Source organism: Pseudomonas sp. M2 (genome assembly GCF_015751845.1).
Taxonomy (GTDB): domain Bacteria; phylum Pseudomonadota; class Gammaproteobacteria; order Pseudomonadales; family Pseudomonadaceae; genus Aquipseudomonas; species Aquipseudomonas putida_E.
Genome location: NZ_JADOUD010000001.1, coordinates 756,403 through 780,357 on the forward strand (window position 1 = coordinate 756,403; position 23,955 = coordinate 780,357).

General features: G+C 62.6%; 19 protein-coding genes and 4 tRNA genes. 8 read left to right on the forward strand and 15 right to left on the reverse strand.

Annotated elements, in window-relative coordinates:
• Positions 1-65: 65 nt before the first annotated feature.
• Entirely contained in the window at positions 66-611 is a 546-nt protein-coding gene (locus IWW33_RS03635; RefSeq protein WP_119688545.1) for a cytochrome b, read from the forward strand.
• Here IWW33_RS03635 and IWW33_RS03640 read toward each other — a convergent pair.
• A complete protein-coding gene (locus IWW33_RS03640) occupies positions 602-1,501 on the reverse strand; it encodes a pyridoxal-phosphate dependent enzyme (protein ID WP_174141809.1) in 900 nt (299 codons plus the stop codon). The two genes, IWW33_RS03635 and IWW33_RS03640, sit on opposite strands and share 10 nt — an antisense overlap.
• A gap of 71 nt (positions 1,502-1,572) precedes the next feature.
• Positions 1,573-3,609: an NADPH-dependent 2,4-dienoyl-CoA reductase gene (locus IWW33_RS03645; RefSeq protein WP_174141811.1), complete on the reverse strand. Its 2,037-nt coding sequence runs from the start codon at positions 3,607-3,609 to the stop codon at positions 1,573-1,575.
• 248 nt (positions 3,610-3,857) lie between these two features.
• Between IWW33_RS03645 and IWW33_RS03650 the strand changes: the two genes are divergently transcribed.
• The 4 genes from IWW33_RS03650 to IWW33_RS03665 all read left to right on the forward strand — a co-directional run bounded on the left by IWW33_RS03650 (position 3,858) and on the right by IWW33_RS03665 (position 8,839).
• Positions 3,858-5,312 carry a TrkH family potassium uptake protein gene (locus IWW33_RS03650; protein WP_125924855.1) on the forward strand — a complete coding sequence of 485 codons (1,455 nt, stop codon included), beginning with the start codon at positions 3,858-3,860 and terminating at the stop codon, positions 5,310-5,312.
• A 105-nt stretch (positions 5,313-5,417) separates the two neighbouring features.
• Entirely contained in the window at positions 5,418-6,368 is a 951-nt protein-coding gene (locus IWW33_RS03655) for a TAXI family TRAP transporter solute-binding subunit (protein WP_046786521.1), read from the forward strand.
• Between the two features lie 30 nt (positions 6,369-6,398).
• Positions 6,399-8,426, forward strand: a complete 2,028-nt coding sequence (locus tag IWW33_RS03660) for a TRAP transporter permease (RefSeq protein WP_115275654.1) — start codon at positions 6,399-6,401, stop codon at positions 8,424-8,426.
• Positions 8,423-8,839 (forward strand): DUF1850 domain-containing protein, encoded by a 417-nt coding sequence (locus IWW33_RS03665; protein WP_046786522.1) that lies wholly within the window; start codon positions 8,423-8,425, stop codon positions 8,837-8,839. The genes IWW33_RS03660 and IWW33_RS03665 overlap by 4 nt, the downstream gene beginning before the upstream one ends.
• A gap of 29 nt (positions 8,840-8,868) precedes the next feature.
• On the opposite strand, the gene betT is transcribed toward IWW33_RS03665, so the two are convergent.
• The gene (gene betT, locus IWW33_RS03670) at positions 8,869-10,842 is read right to left on the reverse strand and encodes a choline BCCT transporter BetT (RefSeq protein ID WP_115275644.1); all 1,974 of its coding nucleotides are present in this window, start codon (positions 10,840-10,842) and stop codon (positions 8,869-8,871) included.
• A gap of 299 nt (positions 10,843-11,141) precedes the next feature.
• Here betT and IWW33_RS03675 point away from each other — a divergent pair, with 299 nt between their 5' ends.
• From IWW33_RS03675 to IWW33_RS03685, 3 genes are all read left to right on the forward strand, one after another.
• Entirely contained in the window at positions 11,142-12,458 is a 1,317-nt protein-coding gene (locus tag IWW33_RS03675; RefSeq protein WP_231386142.1) for a chloride channel protein, read from the forward strand.
• A gap of 103 nt (positions 12,459-12,561) precedes the next feature.
• Entirely contained in the window at positions 12,562-13,680 is a 1,119-nt protein-coding gene (locus tag IWW33_RS03680; protein ID WP_046786699.1) for a nitrilase-related carbon-nitrogen hydrolase, read from the forward strand.
• 4 nt (positions 13,681-13,684) lie between these two features.
• A complete protein-coding gene (locus IWW33_RS03685; protein ID WP_046786525.1) occupies positions 13,685-14,770 on the forward strand; it encodes an AraC family transcriptional regulator in 1,086 nt (361 codons plus the stop codon).
• Positions 14,771-14,990: 220 nt separating this feature from the next.
• On the opposite strand, the gene IWW33_RS03690 is transcribed toward IWW33_RS03685, so the two are convergent.
• The 12 genes from IWW33_RS03690 to accD all read right to left on the reverse strand — a co-directional run bounded on the left by IWW33_RS03690 (position 14,991) and on the right by accD (position 23,955).
• The gene (locus IWW33_RS03690; protein WP_115275643.1) at positions 14,991-15,854 is read right to left on the reverse strand and encodes a DUF2242 domain-containing protein; all 864 of its coding nucleotides are present in this window, start codon (positions 15,852-15,854) and stop codon (positions 14,991-14,993) included.
• A 188-nt stretch (positions 15,855-16,042) separates the two neighbouring features.
• Positions 16,043-16,119: transfer RNA gene (locus tag IWW33_RS03695), tRNA-Asp, on the reverse strand.
• 139 nt (positions 16,120-16,258) lie between these two features.
• Positions 16,259-16,335: transfer RNA gene (locus tag IWW33_RS03700), tRNA-Asp, on the reverse strand.
• Between the two features lie 101 nt (positions 16,336-16,436).
• Positions 16,437-16,513, reverse strand: a tRNA-Asp gene (locus tag IWW33_RS03705).
• An 80-nt stretch (positions 16,514-16,593) separates the two neighbouring features.
• Positions 16,594-16,669 (reverse strand) — tRNA-Val (locus tag IWW33_RS03710).
• A 221-nt stretch (positions 16,670-16,890) separates the two neighbouring features.
• Positions 16,891-17,664, reverse strand: a complete 774-nt coding sequence (locus tag IWW33_RS03715; protein ID WP_046786527.1) for an SDR family oxidoreductase — start codon at positions 17,662-17,664, stop codon at positions 16,891-16,893.
• Positions 17,661-18,872, reverse strand: coding sequence for an O-succinylhomoserine sulfhydrylase (locus IWW33_RS03720; RefSeq protein ID WP_119688537.1), 1,212 nt, complete (start codon positions 18,870-18,872; stop codon positions 17,661-17,663). Before IWW33_RS03720 ends, IWW33_RS03715 begins: the two co-directional genes overlap by 4 nt.
• A 16-nt stretch (positions 18,873-18,888) precedes the next feature.
• A complete protein-coding gene (gene purF, locus IWW33_RS03725) occupies positions 18,889-20,394 on the reverse strand; it encodes an amidophosphoribosyltransferase (protein WP_046786528.1) in 1,506 nt (501 codons plus the stop codon).
• 42 nt (positions 20,395-20,436) lie between these two features.
• Positions 20,437-20,994 carry a CvpA family protein gene (locus IWW33_RS03730; RefSeq protein WP_012313468.1) on the reverse strand — a complete coding sequence of 186 codons (558 nt, stop codon included), beginning with the start codon at positions 20,992-20,994 and terminating at the stop codon, positions 20,437-20,439.
• 117 nt (positions 20,995-21,111) lie between these two features.
• Complete coding sequence (locus IWW33_RS03735) at positions 21,112-21,771, reverse strand: SPOR domain-containing protein (protein WP_115275640.1); 660 nt, start codon at positions 21,769-21,771, stop codon at positions 21,112-21,114.
• Between the two features lie 4 nt (positions 21,772-21,775).
• Positions 21,776-23,062 (reverse strand): bifunctional tetrahydrofolate synthase/dihydrofolate synthase, encoded by a 1,287-nt coding sequence (gene folC, locus IWW33_RS03740; RefSeq protein WP_174141812.1) that lies wholly within the window; start codon positions 23,060-23,062, stop codon positions 21,776-21,778.
• Complete coding sequence (accD, locus tag IWW33_RS03745) at positions 23,062-23,955, reverse strand: acetyl-CoA carboxylase, carboxyltransferase subunit beta (protein ID WP_012313465.1); 894 nt, start codon at positions 23,953-23,955, stop codon at positions 23,062-23,064. The genes folC and accD overlap by 1 nt, the downstream gene beginning before the upstream one ends.

Consider the following 23,955-nt stretch of genomic DNA (forward strand, 5'->3'; position numbering starts at 1 on the left):
ACGATTACAGTTACCTCTGAGCGCCGCCAAGAGCGCCACTTTCGACCTGATGACGAGGACCACCCATGGTTTCATCCAGCCCCGCGCCCCACTACGCACGCCTGTCCATCGCCCTGCATTGGCTGATGCTGGTGCTGCTGGCCGCTGTCTACGCCTGCATCGAGTTGCGTGGCCTGTTCCCCAAGGACAGCGCCGAGCGCAACCTGATGAAGGACCTGCACTTCATGCTCGGCCTGACGGTGTTCGTGCTGGTTTGGCTGCGCCTGGCCGTGCGCCTGCTCCGCCCTGCGCCGCCCATTGTGCCCAAGCCTCCCGCCTGGCAGACCGGGCTTGCCCACGTGATGCACCTGGCGCTGTACCTGTTGATGATCGGCTTGCCGCTGGCCGGCTGGCTGATCCTCAGTGCCGCCGACAAACCGGTGCCCTTCTATGGCCTGGAGTTGCCGCACCTTATCGCTGCGGATCCGGACCTGGCCAAGTTCATCAAAGGCTGGCATGAACGCGTGGGCAGTTGGGGGTACTGGCTGATCGGCCTGCACGCGCTGGCCGGGCTTTATCACCACTATGTAGTGCGCGACAACACGCTGCTGCGCATGCTGCCTTACAAGTAGCCGCGTCGGCCCTGCAGGCCACCGGTGTGCAAAAAGATCAGGCGAGTGCTGGGCTTGAACAGCCCGGCCTCGACCTGCCCACGCAGGGCCATCAGTGCCTTGCCGGTGTAAAGCGCCTCTAAAGGGACACCCGTGCTGGCCTCAGCCTGTTCGATGAAAGCCTGCAGCTCATCATCGAGCCTGGCAAAACCCTCTCGGCAGGCCTCGTGCAACTGGTACCCGGCCGTACCGGCCAGCGCCTTTATGGTCTCGGGTACACCATGGTCCAGCGGCACTGCCAGGGCGCCATGCACCCTGTGCGCGCCGGCCTCGGCCAGCACCAGGCCAGCCAGCGTGGTCCCGGTGCCAGCGGCCAGCCACCAGGCGTCATAGTCCGGCCAACCCAATGTGCCCAACTGGGCCTTGGCCTGCTCGACGATCAATGCACACCCCTGGGCACCAGCCTGCCCGCCACCGCCTTCGGGGATGCAGTGCCAGCCGGGATACAGCGCTTGCCAAGGTGCCCAGAAGCCGGGGTCATGACGGGCACGGTAGCCTGCGTAACCAAGCCAGTGCAATTGCATCCCCAGCGCCTGCAGATCACGCACCGTGGGGGTGTCCTGGGCATGGCCGCGCAACAGACCAACGGTGGCGAAGCCGAAGCGCTTGCCGGCGGCGGCCAGGGCATGGAGATGGTTGGAGTGATTGCCGCCGAGGCTGATCAACCCGGCGGCGCCCGAGGCGTGGGCGTGCAGCAGGTGGTGGCGCAGCTTGAACCATTTGTTGCCGCTGATCAGGGGGTCGATCAGGTCCAGGCGCAGGATGGCGGCTTCAACGTTGGCACTTTTCAGCCAGGCAAGTTCGAGGGGCTGTAATGGCGCCTGGGGAAGGTCATGGAAGCGGGTAGACATGTTTGAGCGCCAGATGCGAGGCCGTCAGTCTACCAGTGAAAACCTGGGGCCGCTTTGCGGCCCCGGCCATCTCAAAGCTCTGCAGCCAGACGCGAGCCCTGGTTGATCGCCCGTTTGGCATCCAGCTCGGCCGCCACATCCGCGCCGCCGATCAGGTGTACCGACTGCCCCGCAGCCAGCAGCCCTTCGTGCAGCTCCCGCAGCGGCTCCTGCCCGGCGCAGATCACCACGTTGTCCACCGCCAGTACCTGCGGCTCACCTTCAGCTACGCGGATGTGCAGGCCCGCATCGTCGATCCTAAGGTACTCGACGCTGTTGAGCATCTGTACCTGCTTGTTTTTCAGGCCCGTGCGGTGGATCCAGCCGGTGGTCTTGCCCAGGCCATCGCCCACCTTGGCCTTCTTGCGCTGCAGCAGGTACACCTGCCGTGCCGGTGCATGCGGCTCGGGCTTGATGCCCGCCACGCCGCCTCGCGCCTGCAGGTCGCGGTCGATGCCCCACTCCTTCCAGAACGCCTCCCGGTCCTGGCTGCTGGCCACGCCCTGATGCACCAGGTATTCGCTGACGTCAAAACCGATGCCGCCAGCACCGATCACCGCAACCGACTCACCCACCGGCTTGCGCTGGAGCAGTACGTCCAGGTAGCTGAGCACTTTGGCGTGCTCGACGCCTGGAATGGCTGGCGTACGCGGCGCAATGCCGGTGGCCAGGATGATCTCGTCGAAAGCGCCTTCCAGCAGGGCCGGCACATCGACCCGAGTGTTCAACCGCAGGTCGACACCGGTGCTTTTCAACTTGTTGCCGAAATAGCGCAGGGTCTCGAAGAACTCCTCCTTGCCCGGCACCCGCTTGGCCACGTTGAACTGCCCGCCAATTTCGCTGGCCGCGTCGAACAGCGTCACCTCGTGGCCGCGCTCTGCGGCTACGGTGGCAGCCGCAAGGCCTGCCGGGCCGGCACCCACTACAGCAATGCGCTTGACCGTGTTGACTGGCAGATAATTGAGTTCGGTTTCGTGGCAGGCCCGAGGGTTGACCAGGCAACTGGTCAGCTTGCCGCCGAACGTATGATCCAGGCACGCCTGGTTACAGCCGATGCAGGTATTGATTTCATCGCCGCGCCCCTGCGCCGCCTTGTTGACGAACTCCGGGTCGGCCAGGAACGGTCTGGCCATCGATACCATGTCGGCATCGCCCTCGGCCAGCACGGCCTCAGCCACTTCGGGGGTATTGATGCGGTTGGTGGTGATCAACGGAATGGTCACCGCCCCGCGCAGCTTGGCGGTGACTTTGCTGAACGCGGCACGCGGCACCTTGGTGGCGATGGTCGGGATACGCGCCTCGTGCCAGCCGATCCCCGTGTTGATGAGGGTCGCGCCAGCCCGCTCGACGGCTTTGGCCAGCAACTCGATCTCGTCCCAGGTGCTGCCGCCCTCGACCAGGTCGAGCATCGACAGGCGGAAGATGATGATGAAATTCGGCCCCACGGCCTCGCGCACCCGGCTGACGATCTCGACCGCCAGGCGCATGCGGTTTTCATAGCTGCCGCCCCAGCGGTCAGTACGGTGGTTGGTGTGGGCGGCAAGGAACTGGTTGATGAAGTAGCCTTCCGACCCCATGATTTCGACGCCGTCGTAACCGGCGCGCTGTGCCAGCACGGCACAATTGACGAAATCGGCGATCTGCTTCTCGATCCCGGCCTCGTCCAGCTCTTTAGGCTTGAACGGGTTGATCGGCGCCTGGATCGCACTGGGCGCCACCTGCCGGGGGCTGTAGGCATAGCGCCCGGCATGCAGGATCTGCAGGCAAATCTTGCCGCCAGCGGCATGCACGGCCTCGGTGACGATGCGGTGCTTGTCAGCCTCCTCCTCGGTGCTCAACTTGGCTGCACCGGAATACACGCCCCCTTCATCGTTGGGCGCGATACCACCAGTGACCATCAGCCCAACGCCGCCACGGGCACGCTCTGCAAAATACGCAGCCATGCGTTCGAAGCCACCGGGACGCTCCTCAAGGCCTGTGTGCATCGACCCCATCAGGGTGCGGTTAGCCAAGGTGGTGAAGCCCAGGTCGAGCGGGGCCAGCAAGTGCGGATAGCGGTCGGCAGCCATGGAACGGTTCCCCATGTGGCGTGATCACGGAATGCGGGTGCCTCGGCGGGCCCCGTCGTTTATCTGCCAACGACATTAAACAGCCGTTTGAATGCGCTCAATGATCGAAACTGACAACTTACTGATCATCCTGCACAGGCGAACTGCAGTACCGGCGGTGAGATACACCCGCACTTTTACGCCTTTTTTACTCGACATTATGCAATGGCAGTCGATACTGCCGGTCATTGCCCCTGTGAGCCTGCTCGATGCCTCTGCCTGCTTTGCGCTTCATCGCCTTCATCATCGGCGTATTCCTGATTACCCTGGCGGTCAGCATGGTCATCCCCATGGCCACGCTGCTGCTGTATGGCCTTAGCGACGACCTCGGTGCCTTCCTCTGGTCCAGCCTCATAGCCCTGTGCGCAGGCCTTGTGCTGGTGGCTCGTGGCATACCCGATGCGCCGCAGCTAAGGGCCCGAGACATGTACTTCCTGACCACAGCCAGCTGGGTCATCGTCTGCGCGTTCGCAGCCCTGCCCATGGTGTTCATCCGGCATATCAGCTACACAGATGCATTCTTTGAGACCATGTCGGGCATCACCACCACGGGCTCGACGGTACTTACCGGCCTGGACAGCGCATCGCCCGGCCTGCTGATCTGGCGATCGCTGCTGCACTGGCTGGGAGGCATAGGCTTCATCGGCATGGCCGTCGCGATCTTGCCGTTGCTGCGCGTGGGCGGCATGCGCCTGTTCCAGACCGAGTCCTCGGACTGGTCGGACAAAGTGACGCCCCGTTCACACGTCGCGGCAAAAATGATCCTGGTGATCTACCTGGGGCTGACAGCACTCGGTACATTGGCCCTGTGGGCCGCCGGCATGACCCCTTTCGACGCCATCAATCATTCGATGTCGCTGATCTCCACGGGTGGCTTTTCGACGTCCGATGCATCGCTTGGCCACTGGACTCAGCCCGCTGTGCATTGGGTGGCGGTAGTGATCATGATCCTCGGAAGCCTGCCCTTCGCCCTGTATGTAGCGACCTTGCGTGGCCACCGGCGCATCCTGTTCAAGGACCATCAGGTGCGTGGCTTTCTCGGCTTTCTCCTGCTTGTCTGGGTCACGGTAGGGACCTGGCTCTGCTGGCACAGCGACTTTTCGTGGTGGGATGCTTTTCGCATCGTGGCGGTCAATGTGACGTCGATCGTTACGACCACCGGCATTGCGGTAGGGGACTACACGCTCTGGGGCAGCTTCGCCATGCTGTTGTTCTTCTACCTGACTTTTGTCGGTGGATGTTCGGGCTCCACAGCCGGCGGACTGAAAATATTCCGCTTTCAAGTCGCCGCGTCACTGCTGGTCAGCAGTTTGAAACAGCTGATTCACCCGCGGGCGATGATCTCGAAGAAGTACAATGGTCACCCCATTGATGAAGAAATCGTGCGCTCATTGCTGACGTTCTCCTTCTTCTTTTCCGTCACCATTGCCGTGATCGCCCTGGCGCTGACCCTGATAGGGCTTGACTGGACCACTGCCCTGAGTGGCGCGGCGACAGCTGTGTGCAACGTCGGGCCAGGGCTGGGCAGCGTGATCGGGCCGGCCGGCAACTTCAGCTCACTACCGGACGCTGCGAAGTGGCTACTGACCATCGGCATGCTGCTAGGCCGGCTCGAGATTCTCACCGTGCTGGTGCTCGTCGCGCCTGCCTTCTGGAGGTTCTGATTGCAGGGCAGCACGTGGGGGCAGCAATAAATCCGGGCAGGATCCGTTTATTCGTTCTAGGTTTACTGACGCAGGGAACTAGAACAATAAGCGGAGAATATCCCCATGAACCGAGCCCTTCGCCTGGCATTGGCCAGCACCGTACTGGCAGCTTGCGCAACAGCCCAGGCCGCGCCAACCTTCATCAACATCCTCACAGGTGGCACCAGCGGCGTCTACTATCCCATCGGCGTTGGAATATCACAGATCTACAGCCATGGCATCGAGGGCAGCAAGACTTCAGTGCAAGCCACCAAGGCATCGGTGGAAAACCTCAACCTGCTGCAAGCCGGCCGTGGCGAACTGGCGTTCGCGCTGGGAGATTCGGTGGCGGATGCCTGGAACGGAGATGCCGAAGCCGGCTTCAAGGCGCCCCTGAAGAAACTGCGCGCCATCGCCGGCACCTACCCCAACTACATCCAGATCGTCGCCAGCAAGGAGTCAGGCATCACCTCGCTGGAAGACCTCAAAGGCAAACGTATCTCGGTCGGTGCGCCGAAGTCCGGCACCGAGCTCAACGCCCGCGCCATCTTCAAGGCCGCAGGGCTCAGCTATGAGGACCTGGGCAAGGTCGAATACCTGCCGTATGCCGAATCTGTAGAGCTGATCAAGAACCGTCAGCTGGACGCCACACTGCAATCTTCCGGGCTCGGTCAGGCGGCAATCCGTGACCTGGCCGCTACCCTGCCGGTAGTGTTCGTACCCGTGCCAGCCGCCATCGTGAGCAAAATCGGCAACAGCGCCTATCAACCCGCGACCATTCCCGCCAAGACATACGATGGCCAGGATGCTGACGTGCCAACCGCAGCCATCACCAACATCCTGGTCACACGCGCCGATATCAGCGATGACATGGCCTACGACATGACCCGGCTGATCTTCGAAAACCTGCCGCGCCTGGTCACCGCCCACTCGGCAGCGAACGATATCCAGGCACAGAATGCTGCGAGAAACCTGCCCATTCCACTGCATCCAGGCGCAGAACGGTACTTCAAGGAGAAAAACCTGCTCCCCTGACTATTGACTCGACCCATGGGGGAGCGGCACATGAGTGATACCGGGCAAGGTCTGCAAGCCAGTACTGACCGTTGGCCTGCCACGCTTTTTGCCGTGGCCCTGGCATTTTCGACCTTTCAGATCGCAACGGCGGCTTTTCCGCTGATTTCCAGTCAGGTACTGCGGGCAGTACACGTGGGGTTCTTGCTGCTGGTCGTGTACCTGAGCTACGCGTTCACTGGTCATCGCAGGCCGTGGCAACCGCTTGGCTGGCTGCTGGGCCTGGCGGGCATGGCCACCGCTGCCTACCAGTGGCACTTCGAAGGGGAGCTGATTCAACGCTCCGGGGAACTGACCACAAGTGACCTGGTGTTCGGCCTGCTGCTGATCGGCCTGGTGTTCGAGGCAGCGCGCCGGGTGATGGGCATCGCACTGCCCATCATTTGCGCTCTTTTTCTGGCCTACGGGCTGCTCGGCCAGCACCTGCCCGGTGACCTTGCGCATCGCGGCTACGGCCTCGATCAGATCGTCAACCAACTGGCCTTCGGAACCGAGGGGCTGTATGGCACGCCCACCTATGTTTCGGCGACCTATATCTACCTGTTCATCCTGTTCGGTGCGTTCCTTGAACAGGCCGGCATGATCCGGCTGTTCACTGACTTTGCCATGGGCCTGTTCGGCCATCGCAGCGGGGGGCCGGCCAAAGTCTCGGTATTCTCCTCGGCGCTGATGGGGACCATCACCGGCTCAGGGGTGGCGAACGTGGTCACCACCGGGCAGTTCACCATCCCGCTGATGAAGCGCTTCGGCTACAAGCCGGCATTTGCCGGTGGCGTGGAGGCGACCGCAAGCATGGGCAGCCAGTTGATGCCACCGGTCATGGGCGCGGTGGCGTTCATCATGGCCGAGACCATCAACGTACCCTATGCCGAAGTGGCGAAGGCCGCGCTCATTCCGGCCTTGCTGTATTTCGGCTCGGTCTACTGGATGGTGCACCTGGAAGCCCGGCGCAGCCAGCTGCATGGGCTACCCCGCGAGCAATGCCCGAGTGCCTGGGATGCAGTGCGCCAACGCTGGTTCCTGCTGATCCCTCTGATAGTGCTGGTCGGCCTGTTGTTCTCCGGCCGCACACCGCTGTATTCGGGAATGGTCGGCCTGGCACTGACTGCCATCGTCATTCTTGGTTCGGCAATCATCCTGCGGGCACAACAGACATGGCTGCGGGCGGCCTTTTGGGTTGCGCTGGGGGTCATCTGTTCAGGATTCTTCCGTATGGGCATCGGTGTCATCCTGCTGGTGATTGCCTCGCTCGCCATCGCCTGCGCGTTCATACAGGGTGGCCGTGCCACACTTCGTGCCTGCGTCATGGCCCTGGCCGAAGGTGCGCGCCACGCGGTACCGGTCGGTATTGCATGCGCCTTGGTCGGGGTGATCATCGGTGTCACCTCGCTCACCGGCCTGGCCACGACCTTCGCCGGCTACATTCTCGACCTGGGCCGCGAAAACCTGTTCCTGTCCCTGCTTCTGACCATGTTGACCTGCCTGGTACTGGGCATGGGTATCCCGACCATTCCCAATTACATCATCACCAGTTCCATCGCTGCTCCGGCCCTGCTGGAGCTTGGCGTGCCGCTGATCGTTTCGCACATGTTCGTGTTTTATTTCGGCATCCTTGCCGACCTGACGCCGCCGGTGGCATTAGCCTGCTTTGCCGCCGCCCCCATCGCCAAGGAGAAAGGACTGTTGATCAGCTTCTGGGCTGTGCGCATTGCATTGGCCGGTTTCGTCGTACCGTTCATGGCGGTGTATGACCCGGCGTTGATGATGCAAGGCGACAGCCTCGGCGCAACGCTGTACATGCTGATCAAGGCCATGTTTGCAGTGGCACTCTGGGGGTGCGCAGCCACCGGCCACTGGCGCATGCCCATGCCATGGTGGGAACGGCTGTTGGCATTCATGGCTGGCGTAGCACTGATTCTTGCCTTGCCGATCAGCGACGAGGTCGGCTTCGCCCTGGGCATTGCCGTCATGGGCTGGCACTACTGGCGGAGCCGGCCATTGCCGCGGCAACCTGCATGACCAGCCTGTGCATCGGGCTTGCCGGTGTGGTTTGGGCAAGCCTGCCGTTGCAGGAGGTTACCCTGGCCTGGCAGCACAGTGTGGAGAAGGTCCGCTGGGAGGAGGATTATCAGGTGACACCCGCAGGCCTCGTGCTGCAGGAGGCTCGGGTGCGGGGCAGCGGTGCCGGCATGGAGATCCCGGACGACGCTCGCCTGCGTGATGGGGCATGGCACTACCATCGTCATCTGCCCCCGCTGCAACCTCTGCATGCCGGACGCACGCCGGAGGCCGGCGACTATCAATTGTGCGTCAAGGGCCGTTGCCAGCCCCTTTCCCACTGGCTGGGACCACCGACCCACACCATTGCTGCCGTGGATTTCTGGGCATGCGAACCGGGTGATGCCGCAGATCAGCGCAAAGCACTGCCCTGAACGCGCTGACAGGGCAGTGCAAGTGCTGATCAGCTGACGACGTGCAGGTAGTGCAGGTGGCGCTCGTACTGATCGAGAATGTCGCCGATCACATCGTCCCGGCTCCATCCCATGATGTCGTAATCCTGGCCCCCTTCGCGCAGATGGACTTCAGCACGGAAGTATTTGCGGGTATCGGAACCCTCGTCGGTATCCTGCATGACGAAACTGGGCGTGTTGAATGCGCGCGGGCGTACCTCATACAGGAAGCGCCCTTCTCCAGCATGGGAGAGCTCAAGCATCACGCGCCCATCTTCGCGCTCGTTCACCGCAACTTCATAGCCCTGCTTGCGCAATTCCAGGGCGACTTCTTCACAGGCAGGCTTCACCACTTCGGCTATGAAGCGGGACACATGGGCCCGCCGCGGCATCATGGCGATATTGCGCAGTCGCCGCTGCCACCCGCCGTGGGGCTGGCGCGTATGCCGGGGGCCGGGCAATGCCTGGTTGCGCAGCCCGCGGCGGGTGGCATCGAGGCTGAGTGCCCTGAACAGGCCCCAGATCGCGATCAGCAAAATGGCGGCGAAGGGCAAGGCACTGGCAATGGTCGCGGTCTGCAGCGCCTTGAGGCCGTTGGCCAGCAGCAGCGCAATGGCGACCGCGCCTATGCTGACCGACCAGAAGATGCGTTGCCACAAAGGCGAATGGCCTTGCCCCGACGAGGCCAGCATATCGACCACAAGCGCGCCGGAGTCCGCCGAGGTGACGAAGAACACCACCACCATGAGCACCGCTATCAACGAAATGACACTGGAGAACGGGAAGTGCTCGAGAAAGGCGAACAGGGCCAGGGAACTGTCCTGATCGACCACAGCGGCCAGGTCCTTGACACCCTCGTTGAGGATCATGTGTATCGCTGAGTCACCGAACACCGTCATCCAGAGCAAGGTGAAGCCTGCGGGTACGAACAGTACACCGCAGACGAACTCACGAATGGTCCGCCCCCGGGAAATGCGTGCGATGAACAGGCCTACAAAGGGCGACCAGGACAGCCACCAGCCCCAGTACAGCAGGGTCCAGCCACCGATCCAGTCAGTGGGTTCATAGGCGTAGAGGTTGAAGGTCTTGTTGACGATGTCGGAAAGGTAGGCACCGGTATTCTGCACGTAGGCCTGCAGCAGAAACACGGTGGGCCCCAGCAACAGCACGAACAGCATCAGGATTACAGCCAGGCTCAGGTTGAGCTCGGAAAGGATGCGAATACCCTTGTCCAGCCCGCTGGCCACCGACAGCGTCGCCAACGCGCAGGTGGCGGTGATGAGAATGACCTGGACCGTGGCGTTTACCGGCAGACCGAACACATGGTGGAAACCGCTGTTGATCTGCAGTACCCCATAACCCAGCGAGGTCGCCACACCGAACACCGTGCCGAGGATGGCGAAGACATCCACGGCGTGCCCGATAGGCCCGTATATCCGTTCACCGATCAGCGGATAGAGCGCCGAGCGCAAAGTCAGTGGCAAGCCATTGCGGAAACTGAAATAGGCCAGAATGAGCGCGACGATGGCATAGATCGCCCAGGCATGCAGGCCCCAATGGAAGAAGGTGATCTTCATGGCTTCGCGAGCCGCGGCGACTGTGCCAGGGTCGCCCACAGGCGGTGTGGTGAAATGCATCACCGGCTCGGCCACGCCAAAGAACATCAGGCCGATGCCCATGCCTGCCGAGAACAGCATGGCGAACCAGCTGCTCTTTCGGTAATCAGGCTCGCTGTGATCAGGCCCCAGCTTGATGTCGCCGTAGCGGCTGACGGCCAGAAACACCACGCTGATCAACACCAGCGCTACGGTGAGAATGTAGAACCAGCTGGCGTTGGTGATGATCCATTGCTGGACTTGTTCGAACAGGGCCTGGGCATGCTCCTGGAATGCCGTGGCGTACAAGACCAGCAGAAAAATGAGTATCGCGCTGGTGTAAAAGACGGGTGGATTGAGCGTGCTCCTGGGTTTGTCGGCTGCTGTCATTACGGCAGTTCTCCTTGTAAAACGATGAGCACAGGGTGCCCCGGCACCACGACATCTGCCCAGATTAGCAGCCAGGCAGATCTCCGTTTGCCGAGCCTGTGCACTTGTACAGCCATGAACCGTAACGCCCGAGGAAAAAAATCTCAAATCGCTGCGCATGTCGAGCCCGCCTGGCGGGACGGTACCGGGCGAAGGCGCCGGGCGTCCGCCCGTCCTGCCTGAGTACCACCTCTGTCGGGTTTGCCACCCCAGTAATACACGTCATACTCGTGGCTTTACCCTCTGACACTGCGTAGACGATGCCCGACCGTACCCGCCTCCCCTCCCTCCCTCTCGGCCGTTCACGCTGGCGAGAATGGCGCCAGCGCCTGGCGTTCTGGATCGGGGCGCTGCTGGTGGGGCTTGTCGCACTGGCGTTCGCCTGGCTAGCCGAAGCTGCATTCGCTTCGTTCGAACGCCTGCTGGAATGGATGCCCTGGGCACCCCTTCTCATCACTCCCCTAGGGTTCGCGCTTCTGGCGTATTTGACACAGCGCTGGTTTGAAAACGCCAAGGGCAGCGGCATACCTCAAGTCATCGCTGCCCTGGAAATGCCATCCCGGCGCCTGCGTGCCCGATTGCTTTCGATTCCCGTTGCCGCCGCGCGCATGAGCCTGACCTTGGGCGCCCTGCTGGTAGGAGGTTCGGTCGGGCGAGAGGGGCCGACGGTTCACATCGGCGCTGCCGTGCTCTACACCTTCGGCCAGCGATTGGGCCTGCACGGGCGCCGCGCGATTGCCGGCCTGATCCTCGCAGGCGGCGCAGCCGGCATAGCCGCCGCGTTCAATACCCCGCTGGCCGGTGTCGTCTTTGCCATTGAAGAGCTGAGCCGCACGTTTGAGCAACGCTTCAGCGGCCTGGTGCTGACGGCGGTGCTGATTGGCGGCGTGGTCACGCTGGGGCTGATGGGGCACAACGCCTACTTTGGCGAAATAAGCGGGCGGATGCCCGTAGGCTGGGGCTGGAGTGTGGTGCCTGCATGCGCGCTGTTGGGGGGAGTGCTGGGTGGGTGTTACGCCAGGCTGGTGCTGCCTACCGATAAGGGCGTACTTGGCCGCCTGTGTACACTACGCGGGCGCTACCCGGTGCGGTTCGCGGCGATCTGCGGGCTGGTGCTGGCAGTGCTGGGGCTAGTTTCTGGCAACCATGTGTTCGGCACCGGCTACGAAGAGACCCGTGCCTTGCTCGAAGGCCGACCGATCACCGATGCCAGCTTCCTTCTCTGGAAGTTTCTGGCCAATGTCGTCTCTTACCTCTCCGGCATACCGGGCGGCCTGTTTTCGCCTTCGCTGAGCATCGGCGCGGCATTCCAGCCGCTGTTGAGCCTGATCCCCAATGTTGACCCACAGGCGTGTGCATTGCTGGGAATGGGCGCCTACCTGGCAGGCGTAACGCGTTCACCGTTGACTGCATCGGTCATTGTTCTGGAACTTACGCATAGTCCGGACCTGGCCATCCCGATGCTGGCAGTGACATTGATGGCTGCCGGCATCTCCGGTTGCATTTCGCCGGTTTCCCTCTACCACGCCCTGGCAAAGCAGATCATCGACAAAGTTGCACCTGCCAGATCCAGTTGAAATCAACGGCTGCGCGAGGCACGCTCAAGACGACTGTGACACAATGCTCAGCGACTTCTTGGTTCACCGCCTCGTCATTGCGAGTATCAACGAAATCAAAGGCATGCGAAAACTATTGGCAAGCGCCTTGGCGCTGGTAATGATCGCCGCCCTGTGCGGCTATGGCTTCTGGACCCAACAGCGCCCGGAAGGCCACTACCTCTCCGACCTGCGCATCGAACTGGCGTTGAACCACGGCGTGCCCGGCGAGCAGGGCAACCTGCTGGGCGTCGAGCCCCTGCTTTACCCAAGCGACTATCAAAACCTGCAACGCCTGCACCGCAAGCTCTCGGCCTACCTGCAACAAGCCCGTGCCCAGGGCCTGATCAGCCCGCGCACGGTGGTGGTGCTGCCGGAGCACATTGGCACCTGGCTGTGGGCCCGCGGCGAAAAGAACGAGCTGTACCAGGTCACCCGCAGCCGCGAGGCAGAGCAATGGCTGGAGTTGAGCAACCCGCTGCGCTATGGCCTGGCGATAGTGCGGGCCAGCGGCGATGACCGCCGGGCCGACGCGCACTTGCGCATGAAGGCTCAGCAGATGGCCCGCGACTACCAGCAGCTGTTCGGCAGCCTGGCCAAGGAGTTTGGCGTGACCTTGGTGGCCGGCTCGATCGTGCTGCCTGACCCCTATGTGGAAAAAGGCGTGCTGCATACCGGCGGCGGCCCGTTGTTCAACAGCAGCCTGGTGTTCGCCAGCGATGGTTCACCGCTGGGCCAGCCACAACGCCAGCAATTCCCGGACAGCCAGGTACGGCGTTACATCCATGATGGCCGCAAGCAACCCCTACAAGTGGTGCAAACCCCGGCCGGGCGTCTTGGCGTGCTGATCGGCAGCGATAGCTGGTACCCGGAAAACCACCAGCAGTTGGAGAACCAACAGGTACAACTGATCGCCAACCCGGTTTTCCTGAGCGGCAAAGACAGCTGGCAAGCGCCATGGCGTGGCAACCGGCACCAGGATGCGGCGGCCGAGCTTGCCCTGCAGCGCGGTGAAGTGAGCGAGAAGACCGCCTGGCAACGCCTGACCGAGGCTGCCGGCCAAGGGGTCAGCAGCATGAGTGTATTCATGCGGGGGCAGTTCTGGGACCAGGGCAGCGACGGTCAAGGCTTCGCCCATCAGAGCGGCGAATTGCTTACAGGCCCTCCCAGCCAGGGCGCACGCCTGCTGAACGTGTGGCTGTAGGGGTATGTCCCGCCCCCGCGTTCGCCTGGGCGACCTCTCGGTAGGTTTCGTCCAGCCACTTGCTGAGGCCATCCAGGGCCTCGGTCACGATCCTCAGCCGCTGCTGCGCCGTTACGGGCTGGATGAAACACGCTTGGCCGAAGCCGGCGCACGGCTGTCGATCCCCCGTTACATGCACTTGGGGCATGCTGCAATCGCGCTGTGCGGGGAGCCTGCCTTGGGCCTGCACATGGGACGCCTGAGCCGCCTGGCCCAGGCCGGCCTGGCGGGCGTCACAGCCGCGCAGGCGCCTACGCTGGGCGAAGCCGCCCGTACACTGCTGCGCTTCGAGCCGCTGTATGCTGCCAACTACCGTGGGCATTCGAGTTTTCAGGAAGATGCCCAGGGGGCATGGCTGCGCTTTTATTCAATCAGCCCCTACAACGCCTACAACCGTTTCGTGGTTGACTCGCTTCTGACCGGCTGGCTCGCCCAGCTTGCAGCCCTGACCGACACGCCCATACAGGCCGAGCGCCTGGAGATCGAATTCGAAGCACCCGGCTACGCCGCCCAGTACCAGCCGTTGTGCAGCACCGCCGTGCAGTTTGGCGCCAGTGGCAACCGACTGCGCCTGGGCCGGGCCACGCTGGAGCTGGCCAACCCCCAGCATTGTCCGAGCACCTGGCAGCACCTGCTGCAACTGTGTGAAACGCACATGCTGCAGCGCACCCGGGTGCGCAGCCTGGGGGAGCGCATCACCCATTTGCTCGGCCCCCTGCTCAACGGTGGCCGTGAGCCCGGCCTGGAAGAAGTGGCACTGCGCCTGCAACTGCCCGCCTGGACCTTGCGGCGCAAACTGGCAGAGGAAGGCACGCGCTTTCGCGACTTGCTCAACGACACCCGGCGCGACCTTGCCGAGGCCTATATCCGCGATACGGAATTGACCTTCGGCGAGATTGCCTACCTGTTGGGTTTTGCATCGGCCGAGGCCTTCCAGCGCGCATTCAAGCGCTGGACGGGCCTCACACCGGGGGGGTTCCGCCGCAGTCAGCGGCAGGTCGGTCAAAGCTCGGTGGCGTCGTCGGCCGGTTCCGGGGTGTCCAGCTCGTAGGCTTGGTACTCGAGCAGCTCTTCCTGATATTCATCCATTACCCTGCGCCCTCTTCACTCTTTTATCTTCGTTGGTCATGCCTTCAAACCTAGGCAGGCTGGATGAAGAAATGATGACAAGCCTATGAGTGGTAAACGTAGCAGGTGTTCAGAAAGTTATCGTCTGGTGATCTGTAACAGCGAATGATTGGCCGTGTCGACGCCTGTTCAGGGAAGACCATTCAGAGTGAGGGTGCTTCAGCCTCGGCAGGCTGTGCATCCTGCTGCACCTGAATCGGCGCAGGCGCCGCCGGCGGTGCGACCGGTTGCGAACCCTGGCTGTCATCAACCACCGGCGCTGCTGGGGCCTCGCTTGCCGGGGCCACCGCCTCAGAGGCTGGTGCTGGTTCTGCTGGCGCCGGTGTTGCTGGCGCAGGAGCAGGAGCAGGTGCCGCCTCTGCCAAAGGAGCGCTCACAGGTGCTGGCGAAACTTGCTCAGGCAACCCCAAGGCAGGCGCTGTGTTCTCGGCCTTGGGCACAGGCGCTTCAACCTTGGCCTTGCTGACCTTCTTCGGCTTGGGCTTGGGCAAGTAGCTTTCGACCAGAGCAAAGTAACGCTCGTAGAACTGCGGCGCGGTCACAGTCTCGCTGGCGACCTTGACCATCGAATCGTCACTGGAGCCGATCGGCATCGAAACAGAACCCAGCACACCCACGCCGAGGCTGGCGGACGTATTGGACTTCTTGAGGGCGTAGCGGTCCTGCAACGCGTTGGCGAACATGGTCGAACGCTGTTCGTCACTGCTGTCGGGCGCGCAGGTCACGCTGAAGCTGATCTGCAGGTGGTTCTCGCTGTTCTGCTGGAAGCTTTTGTTACCGGCAATCTGGTTGGCGCCGCTGCTGGTGATGATGTAACCCTGGCTCAGCAGCGCACGCCGGGCAGCCTCGCACGAGCCGGCTTCACTGACCGGGAAACTGCGCGAGAAGGTGCCCGAGTCATCGAAGTTCTCATGCTCATAGATAGCGGTTTTTTTCGAGGAGCAACCGGTCACGCCCGCCAGCACCAGGGCCAGCCCGAGCGCACCAAAGACGGATGATCTGGTCATTGCGAATTCCGGGTAAGTCGAGAGGTGCCTATTGTGCATCACAGCACCCTTGCACTGAAACCGTTCGACGGTGAAGAGTCTGTCAGCATCGTGTAAATGTTGACTTTGCAGGCGCGTAAACGAAAAAAGCGACCCTAAGGTCGCTTTCTCGTTTTGCTTCGAAGCGTTCAAGGGCTTCGAGGCGAAGATGGCGCAGCGGACGGGACTCGAACCCGCGACCCCCGGCGTGACAGGCCGGTATTCTAACCGACTGAACTACCGCTGCGTATCGCTCGGGCTTTCGCCCGGTTGAAACTGTGATCTACCCTTGCGGCGAACAAAGCCTCAGGGCAGACACAAAAAAAGCGACACGAAGATCGCTCTTTTTGCTGCTTCGAAGCGTTCAAGGGGCTTCGAAACGAAGATGGCGCAGCGGACGGGACTCGAACCCGCGACCCCCGGCGTGACAGGCCGGTATTCTAACCGACTGAACTACCGCTGCGTATCGTTCAGGCTTGCGCCTGATTGAAACTGGGATCAGCCTGAGGCAATGTTGCCTTTTGGCTTCAGACCGGTGCAAAGCACCCATCTGTTACTGAAGAATGGCGCAGCGGACGGGACTCGAACCCGCGACCCCCGGCGTGACAGGCCGGTATTCTAACCGACTGAACTACCGCTGCGCATAGTGGCTTATCAGGCCTTGTTCCTCTCTGGCCATCTGCCTCTTTCGAAGCATCGTGCACCAGGAACGCTCAGGAAGTGGTGGGTGATGACGGGATCGAACCGCCGACCCTCTGCTTGTAAGGCAGATGCTCTCCCGGCTGAGCTAATCACCCTCGCGATGTTGCTTGTTGCATTTGCTTCGCTGAGGCCGCGAAATTTACGCAGGTGCCGATGCTAAGTCAATAGCCCCGTTGAATTTTTTTTTGAAAAGGGTGGGAGAGCAGCTACAAGCTACAAGCTGCAAGCCGCAAGAAAAAGCCAGGTGGCGCTGGCCCGATTTCCAAGCCCGGCAAATGACGAAGGGACCTCACGGCCCCCTCTTGCAGCTTGCAGCTCAGCTATAGATCATCTTGCGCGTCATGCCGCCATCGACCACGAACTCCTGGCCAGTGACGAAAGCTGCCTGGCGCGACAACAGCCAAGCAACCATGGCCGCCACGTCTTCCACCGTCCCTACCCTGCCCGTCGGATGCTGGGCATGGTCGGCATCGCTCAACGGCTCGGCACGGCGTTGCGCAGGGTCGCGCGTATCGATCCAGCCCGGGCTCACGGCATTGACGCGGATCTCCGGGCCCAGGCTCATGGCCAGGGCATGGGTCAACGCCACCAGGCCGCCCTTGCTTGCTGCATAGGCCTCGGTATCCGGCTCGGACTGCCGGGCACGGGTCGAGGCCAGATTGACGATCGCACCATTGTGCGCTCGCAAGTAAGGCGCACAGTGCTTGGCCAACAGCATCGGGCCGCTGAGGTTGACCGCCAGCACCCGGTTCCATTGCGCCAGGCTCAGGCTCTCCAGGGTCTGGTTATGCGGGTTGGCGATGGCCGCGTTGCACACCAGCGCGTCCAGCCGCCCGAACTGCCCCAACACCTCGGAAACCCCGGCACTGACCTGGGCTTCGTCGGCTACGTCCATGGTGATGAACCAGGCGTTTTCACCCAGGGCCTTGGCAACCTTGGCGCCGCGAGGGCGGTCCAGGTCGCTCAGCACCACCTGCCAACCCTCGCAGATCAACCAGGCAGCAATGCCCAGGCCGATGCCGCGTGCGGCACCGGTTACCAGGGCTACCCGGCCGTTATGGCCCGGCCCGCCGCCCTTCCAGTCGATCACAGCGCTGCCAGCCCACGCGCAAGGTCGGCTTGCAGGTCAGTCACGTCTTCCAGGCCGACGGCAACGCGGATCAGGCTGTCGCGAATACCCGCAGCCTCACGCTCCTGCGGCGTCAGGCGGCCGTGGGAGGTGGTGGCCGGGTGCGCGATAGTGGTCTTGCTGTCACCCAGGTTGGTGGTGATCGAGATCACCCGCGTGGCATCGATGAAGCGCCAGGCGCCTTCCTTGCCACCCTTGACCTCGAAACTCACCACCGCACCAAAGCCGCTCATCTGGCGCTTGGCCAGTTCGTGCTGCGGATGGCTTGGCAAGCCGGCGTAATGCACCTTCTCGATACCCTCCTGCTGCTCCAGCCACTCGGCCAGTTGCTGAGCGCTCTGGCAGTGCGCACGCATGCGCAGCTTGAGGGTTTCCAGGCCTTTGGTGAAGATCCAGGCGTTGAACGGGCTGAGGGTCGGGCCGGCGGTGCGCAAAAAGCCCACCACTTCTTTCATCTGCTCGCTGCGCCCGGCCACAACGCCGCCCATGCAACGGCCCTGGCCGTCGATGAACTTGGTAGCGGAATGGAACACGATGTCAGCGCCAAGCTTGAGCGGCTGCTGCAGTGCCGGGGTGCTGAAGCAGTTGTCCACCACCAGCATGGCACCACGGGCATGGGCAATCTCGGCCAGCGCGGCAATGTCCACCAGTTCGGCCAACGGGTTGGAAGGCGACTCGAGGATCAGCAGCTTGGTATTGGCCTTGATGGCCTTGTCCCAACCCGCCAGATCGACCAGCGGCACGTAATCCACTTGTACGCCGAAACGCTTGAAGTACTTCTCGAACAGGCTGATCGTCGAGCCGAACACGCTCTGCGACACCAGCACATGGTCGCCGGCGCTGCACAACGACATCACCACGGCGAGGATCGCCGCCATGCCGGTAGAGGTGGCCACGGCCTGCTCGGCACCTTCCATTGCCGCCAGGCGCTCCTCGAAGGCACGCACGGTCGGGTTGGTGTAGCGCGAGTAGACGTTGCCCGGGGTTTCACCGGCAAAGCGCGCGGCCGCATCAGCGGCCGTGCGGAAGACATAGCTGGAGGTCAGGAACAGCGCTTCGCTGTGCTCCGCCTCCGGTGTACGGTTCTGACCGGCACGCACCGCCAGGGTGTCGAAGCCGACACCCTCGAGGTCACTGTCCAGTCGCCCGGCATCCCATTGATCCGTCATGCCGTCGCTCTCCAAATCAGTTGTTGTAGAGGTCGATGATCGCGCTGACCGCCTGGTTCTTCACCTTGGCCAGGTCATTGCGAGCCTGCTCGATGCGGTCGAGGTAGGCCTCGTCGATGTCGCCAGTGACGTATTCACCGTTGAACACCGCGCAATCGAAGTGCTCGATCTTGATCTTGCCGCCACCGACCGATTCGATCAGGTCCGGCAGGTCCTGATAGACCAGCCAGTCGGCGCCGATCAACTCGGCCACCTGATCGGTAGTGCGGTTGTGGGCGATCAGTTCGTGAGCGCTCGGCATGTCGATGCCGTAGACGTTGGGGTAACGCACTGCAGGGGCCGCGGAACAGAAGTAGACGTTTTTCGCGCCGGCTTCGCGGGCCATCTGGATGATCTGCTTGCAGGTGGTGCCGCGTACGATCGAGTCGTCGACCAGCATCACGTTCTTGCCGCGGAATTCCAGCTCGATGGCGTTGAGCTTCTGGCGCACCGATTTCTTGCGTGCAGCCTGGCCGGGCATGATGAAGGTACGGCCAATGTAGCGGTTTTTCACGAAGCCTTCGCGGAACTTGACGCCCAGGTGGTTGGCCAGCTCCAGGGCGGCGGTGCGGCTGGTGTCAGGGATCGGGATGACCACATCGATGTCGTGGTCCGGGCGCTCGCGCTGGATCTTCTCGGCCAGCTTCTCGCCCATGCGCAAGCGCGCCTTGTATACCGAAACGCCATCCATGATCGAGTCCGGACGGGCCAGGTAGACGTGCTCGAAGATGCACGGTTGCAGTTTCGGGCTTTGAGCGCACTGCTTGGTGTACAGCTGGCCTTCTTCGGTGATGTACACCGCTTCGCCGGGCGCCAGGTCGCGGATCAGGGTGAAGCCGAGCACGTCCAGGGCAACGCTTTCCGAGGCGATCATGTATTCAACGCCTTCGTCGGTATGACGCTGGCCGAACACCACCGGGCGAATGCCGTTGGGGTCACGGAAGCCGACAATGCCATAGCCGGTGACCATCGCCACCACGGCGTAACCGCCGACGCAGCGGCTGTGCACGTGGGAAACGGCGGCGAACACGTCTTCTTCGGTGGGCTGCAGCTTGCCACGCACCGCCAGCTCATGGGCGAACACGTTCAGCAGCACTTCCGAGTCGGAGTTGGTGTTGACGTGGCGCAGGTCGGACTCGTAGATCTCCTTGGCCAACTGCTCGACGTTGGTCAGGTTGCCGTTGTGCGCCAGGGTGATGCCGTACGGCGAGTTGACATAGAACGGCTGGGCTTCGGCCGAGGTCGAACTGCCCGCAGTCGGGTAACGGACGTGGCCGATACCCATATGGCCTACCAGGCGCTGCATGTGGCGCTGCTGGAAGACATCGCGCACCAGGCCATTATCCTTGCGCAGGAACAACCGGCCGTCGTGGCTGGTCACGATACCTGCAGCGTCCTGGCCGCGGTGCTGGAGGACCGTAAGCGCGTCATACAGCGCCTGATTGACGTTCGACTTACCGACGATACCGACGATGCCACACATGCGACGCAACCCCTACTTTGATGAAACTTGAGTGAATAGCGCTCAAGGCTTTGCAGGCCCGAGCAACTGTTCCTTGAACGGGAGATCAGCCGGAGTGCTGATCACCCCACTGGACATCCACTGGCTGGTGAAACCCAGGATCAGGTTCTTCGACCAGTCAGCGACCAATAGAAACTGTGGTATCAGGCGAGATTCCTGCCACCAGGTATCCTGCTGCACCGGCCCCAGGCTGAGCAGGCCGATGGCGACCACCACCAGCAAGGCTCCGCGCGCCGCGCCGAAGGCCATGCCGAGAAAACGATCGGTACCGGACAGCCCGGTCACGCGGATCAGCTCACCGACCAGGAAATTGACCATCGCGCCCACCAGCAGGGTGGCGACGAAAAGAATGGCGCAGCCAGCGATGATGCGCATCGATGGGGTCTGGATGTAGCTTTCAAGATACACCGAGAGCGACCCACCGAACATCCAGGCGACTGCACCGGCAATGATCCAGATGAGCAGGGACAAGGCTTCCTTGACGAAGCCGCGCTTGAGACTGATCAGTGTGGAAACGGCGATGATCGCGATGATCGCCCAATCAACCCAGGTAAATGCCACGGTGCTGCCTGCAGACGTTTGAGGCGGCGCATTTTACCAGAGCAAAGGGCCGGGAGTAAGCGGAATGTCAGGCCGATTGGCCAGCCCGCAGATGGGCTGCAGGGCAGCCCCCTGAAATCAACCGCGTTCTGGCTGGAAACGGATCACAAAGCCCTTCAGCTTCTGCTGCCGATTGATTGCATCACGCAGGCGCTCAGCCTCGGCACGCTCGATCAGCGGACCCACATACACCCGATTCATGCCACCGGCCGAACGAATGTAGGCATTGTAACCCTGGCTGCGCAGGGTTTTCTGCAGGTTCTCGGCTCCGGCGCGATTGGACAGGCTGGCCAGCTGGATCGACCAGCTCACCGGCAAGCCGTTGACGTCGATTTTCGACGGTGCGGTAGCGCTTGCTGCTGGCGCAGGCGTAGCGGCCGGCTGCACCTGGGCCTTGGATGCCGGAGCAGGCGCCTGCGGCTTGGGCTGAACTTGAGCCTGGGTTTGCGGCGAAGGCGTGATCGGCTGGCTCGGCGTGGCCACCGGGGCCGAGGACTCATTGACCACCACAGGTGCCTGCTGCGGCTCTTGCGGCAGCGGTTGCGGCTCGGGCACTGCAACCGGCTCTACCTTGACTTCAGGCAAGCTCGGCATCGCTGGAGCCTGCGGGGCCTCGACGCGCACCTGGCGCATTTCGTCCTCGCGGGTGAACAGCATCGGCAAGAAAATCACCGCCAGCGCCACCAGCACCAACGCACCCACCATGCGCTGTTTCATCCCTTTATCCAGCACTGCCATCTACTCACCCCTCCAGGGCCTGCTGCCCCAGCCATTCCAGGGCCTCGGCAACACAGAAAAACGAACCGAACAGCAGGATCTGGTCATCCGCCGTCGCCTGAGCGCATTGCCCATCAAGAGCGGCGCCGACGCTGGAATAAGACTTCACCGACGCGCCGAGGTTCGTCAAGGCGCCGACGAGTTCGGCGGCCGGACGGCTGCGCGGTGACTGCAAAGGCGCCACCGCCCAGTCGTCGACCAGGCCCTGCAACGGCGCCAGGACGCCTGCCAGGTCCTTGTCCGCCAGCAGGCCGAAGACTGCCAGGCGCCGGCCCTTGAGCGGTCGCGCTGACAGGCGACGCGCCAGGTATTCTGCTGCATGGGGGTTATGCCCCACATCCAGCAACAGCTCCACGCGCTTGCCTTGCCAACTGAACGTGCGACGGTCCAGCCGCCCGGTGATACGGGTATCGAGCAGCGCCTGACGAATTTGCCCGGCATCCCAAGGCAGCCCCATCAGCAAATAAGCCTGCAGGGCCAGGGTGGCGTTCTCCATCGGCAGGTCGAGCAGCGGCAGGCCTGACAGCTCCACCACCGCGCCATCTGCTGCTGTCCCGCGCCAGTGCCAGGTACTATCGGCACTGGTCAGATCGAAGTCACGCCCCCGCAGGAACAACGGCGCCGCCAGTTCACGCGCCTTGTCCAACAATGGCCGAGGGGGATCCAGGTCACCGCACAATGCCGGCTTGCCCGGGCGGAAGATGCCAGCCTTCTCGAAGGCTACCAACTCGCGGGTATCGCCCAGGTAATCGACATGGTCGACGCCGATACTGGTCACCAGGGCCAGGTCGGCATCGACGACGTTCACGGTATCCAGACGACCACCCAGGCCTACTTCAAGCACCACGGCATCCAGCCCGGACTGGTAGAACAGCCAGAATGCCGCCAGGGTGCCCATCTCGAAATAGGTAAGGGAAATCTCGCCTCGCGCCGCCTCGACGGCCGCAAAGGCTTCGCACAGGCGCTCATCACTGGCCTCCTGGCCATCGATCAGCACCCGTTCGTTGTAACGCAACAGGTGTGGCGAGCTGTACACGCCAACCTTGAGCCCCTGGGCACGCAGCATCGACGCCACGAAGGCACAGGTCGAGCCTTTGCCGTTGGTGCCGGTGACGGTCACCACGCGGGGCGCCAGCTTGCCCAGGGCCAATCGTGCAAGCACCTTTTGCGAACGCTCCAGCCCCATGTCGATGGCCGAGGGGTGCAACTGCTCGAGGTAGGCGAGCCATTCGCCCAGGGTTCTGTCTTTCATCAGGCGACCGCAGCGGCCTCGCGTGCCTGCTCGGGAGTTTCCTGGCCGGTCATCTGCGCCAGCAGACGCGCCAGGCGTGGACGCAGCTCGCCACGCGAGATGATCAGGTCGATGGCGCCGTGCTCCAGCAGGAACTCGCTGCGCTGGAAGCCCTCAGGCAGCTTTTCGCGCACGGTCTGCTCGATCACGCGCGGGCCGGCAAAGCCGATCAGCGCCTTCGGCTCACCGACAATGACATCGCCGAGCATCGCCAGACTGGCGGAAACACCGCCGTAGACCGGATCGGTCAATACGGAGATGAACGGAATACCCTCTTCGCGCAGGCGGGCCAGCACGGCCGAGGTCTTGGCCATCTGCATCAGCGAGATCAGCGCTTCCTGCATGCGCGCACCACCGGAGGCCGAGAAGCAGATCATCGGGCAGCGGTTTTCCAGGGCATGGTTGGCGGCGCGGACAAAACGCTCACCGACGACGGCGCCCATGGAACCACCCATAAAGGAAAATTCGAAGGCACTGACCACGATCGGCATGCCCATCAGGGTACCGCTCATGGAGATCAGGGCGTCCTTCTCGCCGGTCTGCTTCTGGGCACCGACCAGGCGGTCCTTGTACTTTTTGCCATCGCGGAATTTCAGGCGGTCGACCGGCTCCAGCTCGGCACCCAGCTCGGCGCGGCCTTCAGCATCGAGGAAGATGTCGATGCGCTGACGTGCGCCAATACGCATGTGGTGGTTGCACTTGGGGCAGACATCCAGGGTCTTTTCCAGCTCCGGACGATACAGCACGGCCTCACAGGCTGGGCACTTGTGCCACAGGCCTTCTGGCACCGAGCTCTTCTTCACCTCGGAACGCATGATCGAAGGGATCAGTTTGTCGACTAACCAGTTGCTCAT